Origin of the sequence: Peptoclostridium litorale DSM 5388, from assembly GCF_900141635.1 — a bacterium.
GTDB lineage: Bacteria > Bacillota > Clostridia > Peptostreptococcales > Peptostreptococcaceae > Peptoclostridium > Peptoclostridium litorale.
In genome coordinates, this window is the sequence record NZ_FSRH01000018.1 from 18,888 (window position 1) to 32,195 (window position 13,308).

A 13,308-nucleotide genomic window follows, 5' to 3' on the forward strand; every position below is an offset into this window, starting at 1 on the left:
ATGATATTGAAAAAGATACATTCATACCACTTTTATACCAATTAAAGTAGAAACTAAAACCACACTTTAGAAGTTTTTTCTGATTTTAAAATTAATGTATTTTGAAGCCGTCATGACACATTATAATTTCCTTAAATATATTTTCCAATAAATAAACTATGATATAATGATAAAGATATGTATTTTCAATAATGTATTTTTACATATATAGTATAATGACTAGATTCGGAGGAGATGTTTGGATGAAGAGAAAATCGTATGTTTTTGCAATTTTAATAGCAATATTTTTGCAGGGAACATTTTCATATGCTTATCCCAAGTCGTTCAGTGACGTAGCGCTGGATAAGGATTGGACTATAGAATTTACAACACCTGTTGATGAAACTACGCTTACGCCTGAGAACATAGGGATACTGGACTTTAACAGCAACAGGATAGCAGCGGATGTCGAGATTGACAGTGCTGACCATTCTAGAGTGAGGATAAAGCCTGTAAATCCATACATGCCTAAAAAAGACTACATTATATATGCGAATACTGACATAGTGGCGGAAAATGGAATATGCTTAGACAAAGGTATTTCAGTAACATTTAAGACCAATGATGTTCCTTTTTATATTTCAAAGACGGAGCCCATTGACAAGGAAGAGCATATAAAGGAAGGGCTTTACAAATATGAGATATTGACTCTGGATAAGGTTGCAGACAACACTGGATATGAGCACACGAATGCAATAGGGGCAAAATTTACAAATGAAAGCTCAGATATAGCCTATCCGGCAAAGAACAAGGTTTATGTTGACTATTACCTGGGTGGAGAATATTCTCTTTTCAGCGGAAAACTTGTCATAAATGGTGAAAATAGATTCATGGAGGGAGAAGGCTACGTCAAGATATATGCTGATGAGAACCTCGTATACAGCAATGAGGAGATAAAGGCTGGGCTAATGCCGCAGGAATTGTCAGTGGACGTATCAGGAGCAAGCAAGCTTAGGATAGAGTTTGGAGTAAGTCCTCAGGAGGTTGGTCAAGGTACGTTTTTTGAAGCGTATATAGGATCGGCAGGGCTAAAAAGGTAATATCAAAAGCATTAAATTAGAATAAGGTTAAAGCCGGTGAATATATTCATTGGCTTTTTAAAAGGTTTGATTTATAATGATATGTATAAAAAAATTTAAAAAACCAAAGATTTGTGGAGTTTTGGAGGTTATTGACTTTATGACAAAAGCATATAATCGTTTTTTGGCGTGTATTTTAGCAATTTCGATGCTTGCATCTGTAGTTTCATATGCCGAGGAGCAGCCGGTTTCTGGGGCAAATACTGTCCAAACAAGTATGGATACTATGCAGCAAGATATAAACAGGTCTGTGGAAAAACTCATGGCACTTGGAATTGTACAGGGAAAAGAAGACGGGCAGTATCACCCTGAACAGCCGGTGACAAGAGAGGAATTTGCAAAGCTTGTTGTTTCAATGATGGGAATAGAGCAAAGCATACTTTCATCTGAGACGGAGACGGGCTTTTTTGACGTGGCAAAGGGAGCATGGTCTGCTCCGTATGTGAATGCGGTTTCACAAAGTGGCATTATGAAAGGGTATGAAGGCGGCGTATTCATGCCTAGGAGGAATGTTACGCTTGCAGAAGCCGTTACTGTAATAGTGAGGGCGCTTGGATATAGGGATGAACATCTTGTGGGAAGCTGGCCAAACAACTATATTGCAAAGTCGGGAGAGCTTGGGCTTTTAAGAGGGATAATGATAAAGCACGACAACAACCTTAACAGGGGTATTGTGGCACTTATTGTAGACAGGGCTTTTGACGCACATCCCATAAAGGACGGCATAAAATCAGAAAAGACGCTGCTTGAAGACAAGATGGGAATATATGAGATTGAAAATGTAAAAGTGCTTGAAAGATACCCTGCAGAAGAAGGCGAGTATGTAAAAATCATATTCAATGAAGACGAGGAATTCGATGGAAGGGAATTTTCAAAGGATGAGGAACTTACTCTCCTTATGAAGTCAGCCCAAACATTCATAAACGGCGAGGATGTAAGCCTTTATGTGGACAGCTCTGACAATATACTCTATGTAAAGAGGGACGTTAAAATAGCGCCTGAGACAGGAGCGGTTGTTGCAGATGGGGACCTGGAATTTGACTATATTACAAATGCATATTCCCAAAAGCCGAGAGGCCTTATAAAGGTGTCTTCGAGAAGCGACTATATAGGTATAGCCGGCGACGCCCATATATATTTGGACGGGGAGGAAATTGAAAGTGACGAGCTGGAAGATGCTCTTGGCGAAGATGTATTCGGCAGCTTCATAATAAAGAGTAAAGAACTTGAATATGCAAGCCTTGTTTCATGGGAACAGGAGGACCTGTATGTCAAGTCGATCGATGCGGCAAAGCAGACTCTTGATTGCATATCTACCAGCGAATATATCGACATTAAGCTTTTACTTTCAAAATACAGCGAAGGATATGAGATAATACTGATACAAAATGGTCAAAAACAGAATATAACAATAGAACAGCTCCTGCCGGGAGATATGATAAACATAAGCAAGGAGCAGGAAAAGGGTGAAAAAAGGAAGATAGTAGTGTGGAGGAACTCTTTAACAGGAAGATTTGAAAGAGTCTCTGGAGGAATGAACGGCCAGAAGATTACATTCAGGATACAGGGGCAGCCGGAGCTTTTTGAACTTCCAACTGAATTCTCATATTCATACAATTTGGGAAAGAGGGTAAGGAAGGGTGAAAACAGAGGCTATGATACAATGAGAGGCCTTGAGGACTTTTATAATGAAAACGTCCAGATATACAAGAACTGGAAGGGAGACATAGTATATATACAGGGAGAGTTCAGTTCCAATTCAGATATTTACGGTGTCCTGATAAACTATGGGGATGCGGTTCGTGGAGAGATAAAGCTTTATACGCACACGGGATCAAAAAAGGTATACGCATTCGAGGACTCGGACGAATATGAGCTGCTCAAGGAAGACACGCCTGTGGGTTCTATACTCAAGTATTCCCTTGCGAAATCTGGAAAGATAAAGAAGATAAGCGACAACCTGTCCGAGGCTGTCATAAGTACGGATGACATAGACGTTATAGAGGCTGGCGATGATTTTGGCGAGGACACGGTTACGGTAAAGGGAAAAATACTGACTGTGGATTCGGACACTGTATTTTTTGACTATACGGAGCACAATCCGGACAAGGTCAAAAAGCTTACATGGGACAAGTTTAAAAACAGGGAAGTTGTAGATGACGTACAGGTTATAATAGAAGAAGACGACGACTACGTCAGAATGATGGCTATCTGGGACAATATGGAAGGCATAATGGCTGAGACTGAGGTGGGATACGCTGTTGACAATTTCAGCCTTGGAAGCAGCAGATATGTTGAAATATATGGATTTGGGAATCAGACCCTTTCGAAATACAGGCTTGAGGATGACTACAAGGACATGATTCTTGGAGGAAGGCTACTGCTTTACCAGGTTACCACTGGATCAGACATAAAGGTTGTGAAAGAGGACGACGAGTTTGAATTCATATCTGGAGAAATCGAGAATATAAAAGGTAACGAGGTCACTATAGAGGGCAGAAGTTACAGGCTCCACTCCGATGTCGAGGTGTTTGAAGGACAGTCAAAGCGGGATAAGGACAGCCTTGAAGAAGACCAGCTTGTAGCCGCATACAAAAAAAATGCGAAGATACTGCTCGTGGAGCTGCTTGGAGACCAAAAGGACCTTACCATAGGAGAAGGCGTTCTTGTCAATGTAGACCCTCATGACTACGACGAGTGCTTCACAATAGAGGTGGATGGAGTCGAAAAGGTATATGCAAATGATGGGAATGCAGATTATGTATTCAGAGACGGGTATCTCCAAAAGGGTGACTATGGAAACGATTCTGACATTACAACGATATTCAGCAACAGTCTTGGAGGTCAAAAACCTAATATAAAATTTGTATACAACAGATATACTGATGAAATACGCAGCATATGGGTAGATAAGAATAGATAAAAAAAACAGCAAAAGGAATATTGGGGGAAGTTTTGATGAATTTTTTCAAAAGAATACTGTTGTCGCTAGTTTTGGTAATTATGATACCATTTGCCTCTGGGTGTAGTTCAAGCGAGGAGTCTGCCGAGGATGTACTCAAGAAATACTATAACTCCATAGAAAATGGACAATACAAGAATGCTTATGAATGTCTTTCTGATGATGTGAAAAAAGATCTTCCATACGATATATTCACGGAGTATTATGATGTTGTATCTCAAACTGCAAAGTTCAAGGGCTATGCGCCTGGAGGCCCCAAGGAGATTGAAAATGTAAATGAGGCGGGCAGTGTCAAGTACAAAAAGGCCGTGGTTGTTCCAGTCGAAGAGATATTCGAACAGATTGAAAGCGGAGAGCAGAAAAAGATAAAACTTGAAAGGATGCTCGTAAGTCAGGATGGGAAGTACAGGCTTGTATGGGAAAATAACATGAGAAGATTCCTATCCGACTATTATGTTGGACTTGCAAACAAAGCCATAAGTTCGGATGAGCCCGATTTCGATGAGGCGAAGCGTCAGATAGACATGGCGGCTCAAAAGGATGAAAAAAATCCAGCGGTCTACTACTATAAGGCGATACTTTCAAATCAGAAAAAAGATTATGATGGTGCTTTTGAATCAATACAAGAATGCATAGAGATTCAGGAAAAAGAACTGGCGAAGATTGACGCAGCAATTGCCGAAGGGGCGTCGCAACCTCTGGATGCCAAAAGAAAGCAAACTATTGAAAGCATATCATATGCATACAATATAAAGGGGATAATACACGGCAACAGGGGAAAAGTCGCAGAGGCGCTTTCTAGTTTTAAAAAAGCGCTTGAGTACTGCGGGGACAACCAGTATGCAAAGATGAACATCGACAGGATAAACGTAGACACACACTAAACTGATTAGCCGGGCCAAATAGCCCGGCTAAAGTTGCTGATTCATTGAATCGGCTTAATTTAAGGTTGGAGTGATTTAATGAGGAAAACTTTTTTTAGAGTAACCTGCTTTATAGGGGCGCTGGGAATGATTTCCGCTGCGAATGCGGCAGTTGCTCAGGAGCTGGCAAATGATTTTGAACGCGAGGGCGTTGCTATATGCGAAGGTTCTCAAGGAGAAGAAATCCCCAGCGAAAGATATATAGTAAAGTTTTCATCCCAAAAGGCAAGGCCCCAAAAAAATGCAAATAACAAGAGCGAATCTGATCCAGAAGAAGTCGAGCAGCTGGCCGGAAAATGGTACAGCGTGAAGTCTGAAGGCATTGGCCGTGAGGAGGCGATCCAGAAGGCCTTGCAATTTGGATCGGTCGAGTACATAGAAGCGGATTTCAAAAGGCAAAAGGCTGCTGCTGATTCAATGCCTGCCTTAAAAGCGGATTTAAACTGGGGGATAAGCTCGAGCGGGCTTGACAGGGCTGTGGCTGAAGCTTCGGATTTGGGCGTAGGCGGAGAAGTGATTGTTGCAGTGCTCGACACGGGTGTTTGGATAGACCACCCGCTGCTAGAGGGCAGGACAGTGCCGGGGTATGATTTTTTTGACGGTGACAGCGATCCTTCGGACACTGACGGCCATGGAACCCATGTTGCGGGAATAGTGGCATCGGCTACAGAGGGCCTTCCTGTAAAGATAATGCCGGTGAGGGTAATGGACTCGGACGGCGGATATGACTCTGTGATAGGCGAAGGCATAAGATATGCGGTGGACAATGGAGCAGACATAATCAATATGAGCCTTACGGGAAATGGATATTCTCTGTATCTTGAGGAGGCTGTCGAATACGCCGGCGCAAACGGGGTGGTGGTTGTAGTATCGGCAGGGAATGATTCCGACGATACTTCCAGACATTACCCAGCGGGGATAGAGCAGTGCATAACGGTATCCGCGGCTGACAAGTATGACGGATTTGCAGACTTTTCAAATTTCGGGGATGAAGTGGACCTGGCGGCTCCTGGTGTGGGAATAGTAAGCTCCACTACTCTTGATGCGGACAACGACGGACCTCTGGATGGATATGCAGTCATGAGCGGAACATCAATGGCTGCGCCGTTTGTATCAGCAGCGGCATCCATATTAAAGATTGACGACAAAAGGCTGCTTCCGTATGAAATTGAATATCTTCTGGAGCAGAACACAAGGGATGCAGGAGCAGCGGGATACGACCCGTATTTTGGAGAAGGCATAATAGACTACGGGAAGTGGATGTCTTCGAAAAGATTTGCGCTGCAGGGAAAAATAGAGCTTGTAGACGGCCCCAAAAACATATTCGAAGGAAGCGCTTTTCTTATAAAATACAAGGCCGCAGCGGGATACAGGCCAACTGCCGGCGTTGAATATGAAGGAGAGCCTCTGAAGGCTGAGGTGACATATCCTCAGGAAGGCTATGTACAGATAAGTACGGAAAAAAAGCTTCCGGGAGGTACTGTCAAGATAAATATTGACAAACAGACATTTGACGCATTCGTGAAAAGCGAATTTGGCGAATTTTCAATAACGCCTGAAAGTGAAATCCTAATATCCATAACAGGTGTCAAGCCGATAGGGCAGGTGCACAGCGAAAACCTTTATATAAGGGGGCCAGACGGATACAGGATGGATTTTGGCAGCATAAAAACCACGGATGAGGGCGCAATGGTCAAGCTGGGATTGAATAGCGGGCTTTATTATGGAAGATGTTCAATAGTCATAGAAAATCTGGAGACGGACAAGGGAGAGATAGACCAGGCGATGCCGGCCAGGCTCTACAGCGCTCAGAATGGTTTTTAAAAACAGGCTTTACAAATAAATAAGCATAAGACATTGGGAGGAAATTATAGATGAGCATTTTAGGAAGCATTTTTAATTCATATGAAAAAAAGCTTAAAAGCATAGAGGCAAGGGCTGAAAGGATAATTGCCCTTGAAGATAAAATGGCGGCTCTTTCTGACGACGAGATGAGAAGAAAGACAATGGAGTTCAAGGAAATGCTGGAAGGTGGCCAGAGTCTGGACGGCATACTGGAAGAGGCGTTTGCGCTTGTCAGGGAGGCTTCTTTCAGAGTGCTTGGAATGAAGCATTTCAAGGTTCAGATAATGGGAGGAATAGTGCTTCACGAAGGCAACATATCGGAGATGAAGACGGGTGAAGGAAAGACTCTTGTTTCGACGCTTCCGGCGTATCTTAACGCCCTTACAGGTGACGGAGTATTTGTAATAACAGTGAACGACTACCTTGCTCAGCGTGACAGGGAAGAAATGGGAAGGGTGCACGAATTCCTGGGGCTTTCGGTAGGCTTTATACACAGGGAGCTTAGTCCGGGTGAGAAGAAGCTTGCGTATGAATGCGACATAACTTATGGAACAAACAGCGAATTCGGATTTGACTATCTGAGAGACAACATGGCTGTAGTGAAAGAAAATGTGGTTCAAAGAAGCAGAAACTATGCGATAATAGATGAGGTCGACTCCATACTCATAGACGAGGCGAGAACCCCTCTTATAATAACAGGCCAGGGAAACAGGCCATCGCAGTATTACAAGACTGTGGACCTTTTCGTGAAGAGTCTTAAAAAGGAAGAGCACTACGACCTTGACGGCGAAACGAGGATTATAAGTCTTAACGACGGAGGAATGGACAAGGTTGAAAAATTCTTCGGACTCAGGCATATAGCGGATTCTGCGAATATGGAGCTTCTTCACCACATAAGACAGAGTCTTCATGCCAACTATGTAATGAGAAAAGACCAGGACTACGTTGTAAAAGACGGAGAAATAATGATAGTCGACAAGTTTACCGGAAGGCTTATGCCGGGAAGACGTTTTAGCAACGGACTACACCAGGCAATAGAGGCGAAGGAAGGCGTGGAGATACAAAAGGAAAGCAACACTAATGCCACTATAACATACCAGAATTATTTCAGGATGTTCAACAAGATATCGGGAATGACGGGAACCGCATATACGGAAAGAAGCGAGCTCAAGGAAATATACGGCATGGAGGTCGTTGCAATCCCGACAAACAGGCCGCTTAAAAGAGTTGACAGGGAAGACAAGCTTTTTGCGAGTGAAAAGGCAAAGACAAAGGCAATAGTGGAAGAAATCAAGCAGAGACATGAAAAGGGCCAGCCTGTGCTTGTGGGAAGCATATATATAGACCAGTCTGAAATTCTAAGCGAGCAGCTTTCCAAGATGGGAATAAAGCACAAGCTGCTTAATGCAAAGCAGGACAAGGACGAGGCTGGAATAATATCCATGGCGGGACAAAAAGGCGCGGTTACAATAGCCACAAACATGGCCGGAAGGGGAACTGACATAAAGCTTGGAGAAGGCGTTGAAGAGCTTGGCGGGCTTTACGTGCTTGGAACTGAAAGACATGATTCGAGAAGGATAGACAACCAGCTCAGAGGGCGTTCAGGAAGACAGGGAGATTCTGGTGAGTCCCAGTTTTTCATATCGCTTGAAGACAGCCTTTTTGAGAAGATAGAAAAGGACAAGCTGGACAGGATATGGAGAATGGTTGAAAAGGCCGGATTCACAAAAGAAGACTATATAGACGACGTCTTAATATCCAAGGCGGTTGAAAACGTGCAGGCTACAGTTGAGGCCAACAACTACAGAATAAGAAAGAGCACGCTTGAATTCGACAAGATACTCAACAAGCAAAGGGAAACGATATACAAAGAGAGAAACGACATACTCAACGGAGAGGACAAGAGCGAATTCATAAAGTCCATAATAGCAGATGTTATCAAAGACGCTGTAAGCGAATATACGTCTGTAAGCGAATATCCGGAGGAATGGGACATACAGGGCCTTGAAGAGCACCTCAACGATTCGTTTGTATTTGCCGGAAGGGCCGGACTTTCTGAGCTTACAGAGGAAGAAATCGAAGCGCTTGACAGCAAAAAGCTTGAAGATATGGTGGTGCAAAAGGGCCTTGAGATATATGCTGAAAAGGAAGAGGCTTTTGAGGAGAAAGAACTCAGATATGTTGAAAGACTTACACTGATGAGAAGCATAGACAAGGGATGGATAGAGCACCTTGACCTTGTGGAGCAGATGAGACAGGGTATATACATGCAGATAATAGGGCAGCAGGACCCTGTAAGGGCGTTCAACAAAGAGGCCTTCAGCATGTTCGAAGCCATGATGGAAAGCATAAAGAGGGAAACGGTGAGGATGGTGCTCTCGCTTGCTACAAAGGAAATGGTTGAAAAGGACCTTGAAGAAAAGATGAAGCTCCTTGCGCAAAAAGGCAAGCATAGAGAAGAGGAAAGAGCGGAAAGAGTCGGCGAGCTTGAGGACAAGTACAAGTTCAGCAGAAAGCACGTTATCAAGGTTCCGGCGAACCTGCCAGTTATAAGCCTTAATGTCGACATAAACGCTACGGAAGAAATATCGGCTGAATATGCGCTTTACTACATGGACAATGGATTCGAAGAGAAAATAGAGAGCCACAGCAAAAAACTGACTGTAACGGGCAAGTTCCCTGTACATCTTGAAAAGCCAAAGGACAAGGACTGGCTAAAGGGATGGCATCAGGTGAAGGTGTTTGTTGCGGGGCAGGAAGCATCTATAATAAATTTCATAGTTGATGAGCCGGCAGACCTTGAAGCATTAAAGAGAAAGCAGGAGGAAAGAAGAAGTGTTTCTCAAAGCGTAAGATTCTTCTCCAACAAGAAATCCATGATAGCTTTTGATATGAACTTCCCGAAATATGACGGAGACAGCATATCCGCAGCACTTGCATTCCCTGTAAAGGGGCAAGAGCCTGTGAAATTCGAGGTGCCTGTAAAGGATTCCAAGGCGCTTTTAAAGCTTCAAAGTCCTGGAGACGGATGGAAAAACGGATTCTACCAGCTTATTCTTCAGCCGAAGGAAGGCTCTGCAATAACTATGCCTTTCATGGTTGTGGACGAGCACTCTAAGGATGAAACTATAACTATAGGGCTTAACTTCGACATAAAGCAGCAGTTGCAAAAAGATGCTGCTGAAAATGCAGGACAGGAGCTGGACGGCGAGAAGCCGCAAGTGAGGTTCATTGGCCAGGTTGTACACATAGAGACTCAAAAGGCGGTTGCGAATGTCCCAATAATTATTCAAAATTCAGGGAAACTGAACCTTAAATTCGATCCGGGTGAAAAAGGCTGGGACAAGGGAAGATATGAATTCAGGGTTATAGGCCAAAGCAAGGTCATAATGACTAGACATTTCATGGTGTCATAATATAATAGATAATGACGTAAAAATGGTCCTAAGGGGCGGTTTTGGAAGCGCACTATGGAAAAAAATGCCCGCATGTGAGATAATGTATATGTGATAGGCCGAAAGCTGAAAAAAGGCTCATGAAAAAGCATTAAATATAAATTTTGAGAGGAGAAATACAGATATGCAAAATAAGGGACAGATAAAGATGCCTAAAGAGATACATGAGTATCTTTGGACGAGGTATCTTCCTGAAACTACATTTAAGCTGTATGTAATGGTGGGATATCTTCAGACTGAAAAAATAGCAGGGGAGCAGGCTACAGCCCTTCTTCTTAGAGCTAACCTTCCAGTTGAAAACAACAATCCTGCTATAATAGAGGAGAAAAAGAGAATACTTTCAAGCCTTGGATTTGAATATCCAAACAACAGAAAGGAAGACCTTGAGCTTCTTTTGAGATTCAAACTTGTAACTATTGTGAAAAACAGCGAAGGAAAGCTTGAGTACATGTACACACTTCCTGTTCCAAAGCCTGAAGATGTGCTTGAAATAGGCGAAGAGGAGAAACAGGCACTGGAGAACATAAAGTTCGAGATTGCACACCAGAACGCATTCAACATGCTTCTTACACTTGTTCTGAACAACAACGGCAGCCTTATGTCGACTGTGGGCCACATAGAAAACACTACAAGGGTAAAGATATCTGAGATAAGATCTGTTCTTGCATTCCTTGAAGAAGAAGGATCTATAAAAATAAATGCTCACAAGGATGTCAACTCGCTTAAAAAGGCGGACAAGGTGCATGTAACTATAAACAAAGAAATATTTGAACAGAAAAGATGCGTGCTTGACTAAAGCTTGCTGAATACAACAAAAAACCCGCCAAAAGGCGGGTTTTTTTATTGAACTGTAAACTGTATATCACAGGCATGTGATATACAGTAGCGTGAGTTTTATATTATTGCGAAATCATAAAATGCAAGGTGAAAAATATATATGGATAAACTAAACATTATAGGGGCTTTTTAAGGTATAAAGTCGTATATACATTGATTATTTTTTGTGTATGTGGTATAAAAAGGTGAATACATATACTAATTTAAATGGGAAATAGAGTCATCCCAGGTATTAGAATAAGAATGGGGAGGGAAGTTTATGAAAAAAAGCATCAGGTTGGGAATTGTTTTTGTATTGACATTGATTGTTTCAACATCTATTGCCGTGGCGAAGGAACTGCCTGCAGAGAAGGACGTATGGGCGTATAAGGAGTGGAGAATCGAGTTTAACGAGGTTGTCAATCCCGCGTCGATAAATGGTAACATATATGTCCAGGACCAGAATGGATATAATGTGGAGCAAGACATAGGCTACGAGGATGATGGAAAGATTATAGTGCTTACGCCAAAGACACCTTATGAATTGGGACAGGCATATACCATAAACGTGCTGGCAGGCATAAAGTCGTTCGGCGGGGAGAATTTAAGTGAAGATGTACATAAGACATTCAGCACTTCGATAGACGCGCCATGGAGTCCGTACATTGTAAAAACCAGTGCAAACAGTATTTCGCTGAACTGGTATTACAGTGAGGATTTGTCAGACTGTAAATATCGCATATATGAAAGCAATGAGCTTTACGGAGAATACACAAGGGTGGCAAACAGCGAAGGCGGTTACGAGTGGAGTGAAGAGTGGAGAGGTAGTGAGGGATCTTCGGTGAAAGACGGCGTGAGCATATTGAACCTGCCATATGCTCAGTCGAAATATTACAAGATTTCCGCTGTAAAAAACGGCATAGAGTCAGATCAGAGCAATGCGGTCAATGTGACAGTGTATTCTGGAGATGAGTACATAGATTTCATAAAGAACTCCAGGCTCAACGGAGAAAATTATGATCTGGGTCCTGTTTTGGAGCAATATTTCAAGAGCACGGGATATTCATATTCTTTCAATACATATGGATTCGAACCATGGGCTCCTATAGGAAACGACGAGGTGGTTTTCACAGGGGTTACAAAGGAAGGTTCGTCACTTTCGCAAAGCGGCAGTATCTGGGATGTTTTGGGTTCGCCTTCAAATGATTCTGAAATTTTTGAAATAACATTTAAAATAACGGAATATGATAATGGGTCTGGATCATGGACAATAAAGAGCGGAAAACTTGGAAACAATACTTTGAGTGCGGATGAGGCTGGAGACAAGTTGAGACTTATATATGACAGCTACAGTCCATATTAAGAGAAGGAATGTTATAAATGTGTAAAAGCAGGCCTATAAGTTATAGCGTTTTAAATTTACATTCAATAATGAATATGAAGTATAACGCTTATAAAACTGCAATATTTTGAAGAGTCTGCAAAAGATAAAAGTCTTGTTAAATCGCCCGATAGGTTTAATAAGGCTTTTTTTATACTTTTTTTAAAAAAATGAAAATACTTTGAGATGCTGCGCAACAGGCATGGATGCTGGGCTGCAAATATTGCTGCCAGCATGGACACGAATTATAATGCGAGTATACAAAAAAACATACCAGCAATTGATAAAAAGTTATCATTGAAGGGGGGCTGGCATAATGATTCATAATTCGAAACTCATGTGACATCAAAAAGTTTCATAAAAAGACAGCTGTGCAAGGCGGCTGAAGGGCGTGAAAATAAAATTATATGCTGCATAAAATACGGAAAAAAGGGTATAAATAATTAAAAAAATGAGAATATAGGCTGAATATGGGATTTTGACCATGTGATAATTATGCATATGATTTTTTAAAAAAACATTTCGTTATATTGTTGACAAACATCGGGAGGAAAGATATAATGGGTGTATAAAATTTAACAAGAAAAAGTTTTGGATGAAGGCAGCGGGAGAGATTCATATGAATCACCGAAGAAGTAAAACTTTCAGGTTGCAAGACCGCTGTTGGACAAACCTCTGGAGAGACTCTAGTGAGCGCCGAAGGAGCAAACAGGAATATATGCACTTATGAATGTATTTAATATGATGCATTCACCATTCAGTATACTGCATATGAACTGTGAAACTCTCAGGCAAAAGGACAGGGGAA

The 13,308-nt window shown here is 42.1% G+C and carries 7 protein-coding genes and 2 riboswitches; all 7 genes read left to right on the forward strand.

Annotated elements, in window-relative coordinates:
* Positions 1 to 242 precede the first annotated feature (242 nt).
* The 7 genes from BUQ87_RS13595 to BUQ87_RS13625 all read left to right on the forward strand — a co-directional run bounded on the left by BUQ87_RS13595 (position 243) and on the right by BUQ87_RS13625 (position 12,482).
* Positions 243 to 1,079, forward strand: a complete 837-nt coding sequence (locus tag BUQ87_RS13595; protein WP_038265653.1) for an NPCBM/NEW2 domain-containing protein — start codon at positions 243 to 245, stop codon at positions 1,077 to 1,079.
* A 139-nt stretch (positions 1,080 to 1,218) separates the two neighbouring features.
* Positions 1,219 to 4,041 (forward strand): S-layer homology domain-containing protein, encoded by a 2,823-nt coding sequence (locus tag BUQ87_RS13600; protein WP_038265650.1) that lies wholly within the window; start codon positions 1,219 to 1,221, stop codon positions 4,039 to 4,041.
* A gap of 35 nt (positions 4,042 to 4,076) precedes the next feature.
* Entirely contained in the window at positions 4,077 to 4,964 is an 888-nt protein-coding gene (locus BUQ87_RS13605) for a hypothetical protein (protein WP_038265646.1), read from the forward strand.
* 78 nt (positions 4,965 to 5,042) lie between these two features.
* A complete protein-coding gene (locus tag BUQ87_RS13610) occupies positions 5,043 to 6,827 on the forward strand; it encodes a S8 family peptidase (protein ID WP_052636153.1) in 1,785 nt (594 codons plus the stop codon).
* A gap of 50 nt (positions 6,828 to 6,877) precedes the next feature.
* Positions 6,878 to 10,264: a preprotein translocase subunit SecA gene (secA, locus tag BUQ87_RS13615; protein ID WP_143182480.1), complete on the forward strand. Its 3,387-nt coding sequence runs from the start codon at positions 6,878 to 6,880 to the stop codon at positions 10,262 to 10,264.
* Positions 10,265 to 10,427: 163 nt separating this feature from the next.
* A complete protein-coding gene (locus BUQ87_RS13620; RefSeq protein WP_038265645.1) occupies positions 10,428 to 11,099 on the forward strand; it encodes a DUF6042 family protein in 672 nt (223 codons plus the stop codon).
* A gap of 300 nt (positions 11,100 to 11,399) precedes the next feature.
* The gene (locus BUQ87_RS13625) at positions 11,400 to 12,482 is read left to right on the forward strand and encodes an Ig-like domain-containing domain (protein ID WP_038265642.1); all 1,083 of its coding nucleotides are present in this window, start codon (positions 11,400 to 11,402) and stop codon (positions 12,480 to 12,482) included.
* Positions 12,483 to 13,095: 613 nt separating this feature from the next.
* Positions 13,096 to 13,170, forward strand: a riboswitch (glycine riboswitch).
* Positions 13,171 to 13,172: 2 nt separating this feature from the next.
* A riboswitch (glycine riboswitch) is annotated at positions 13,173 to 13,306 on the forward strand.
* Positions 13,307 to 13,308: the final 2 nt, after the last annotated feature.

What these genes read in the sequence shown, in the direction of transcription:
- BUQ87_RS13595 (WP_038265653.1), top strand. Translation starts at nt 243, where the DNA reads ATGAAGAGAAAATCGTATGTTTTTGCAATTTTAATAGCAATATTTTTG.
- BUQ87_RS13600 (WP_038265650.1), top strand. Translation starts at nt 1,219, where the DNA reads ATGACAAAAGCATATAATCGTTTTTTGGCGTGTATTTTAGCAATTTCG.
- BUQ87_RS13605 (WP_038265646.1), top strand. Translation starts at nt 4,077, where the DNA reads ATGAATTTTTTCAAAAGAATACTGTTGTCGCTAGTTTTGGTAATTATG.
- BUQ87_RS13610 (WP_052636153.1), top strand. Translation starts at nt 5,043, where the DNA reads ATGAGGAAAACTTTTTTTAGAGTAACCTGCTTTATAGGGGCGCTGGGA.
- secA (WP_143182480.1), top strand. Translation starts at nt 6,878, where the DNA reads ATGAGCATTTTAGGAAGCATTTTTAATTCATATGAAAAAAAGCTTAAA.
- BUQ87_RS13620 (WP_038265645.1), top strand. Translation starts at nt 10,428, where the DNA reads ATGCAAAATAAGGGACAGATAAAGATGCCTAAAGAGATACATGAGTAT.
- BUQ87_RS13625 (WP_038265642.1), top strand. Translation starts at nt 11,400, where the DNA reads ATGAAAAAAAGCATCAGGTTGGGAATTGTTTTTGTATTGACATTGATT.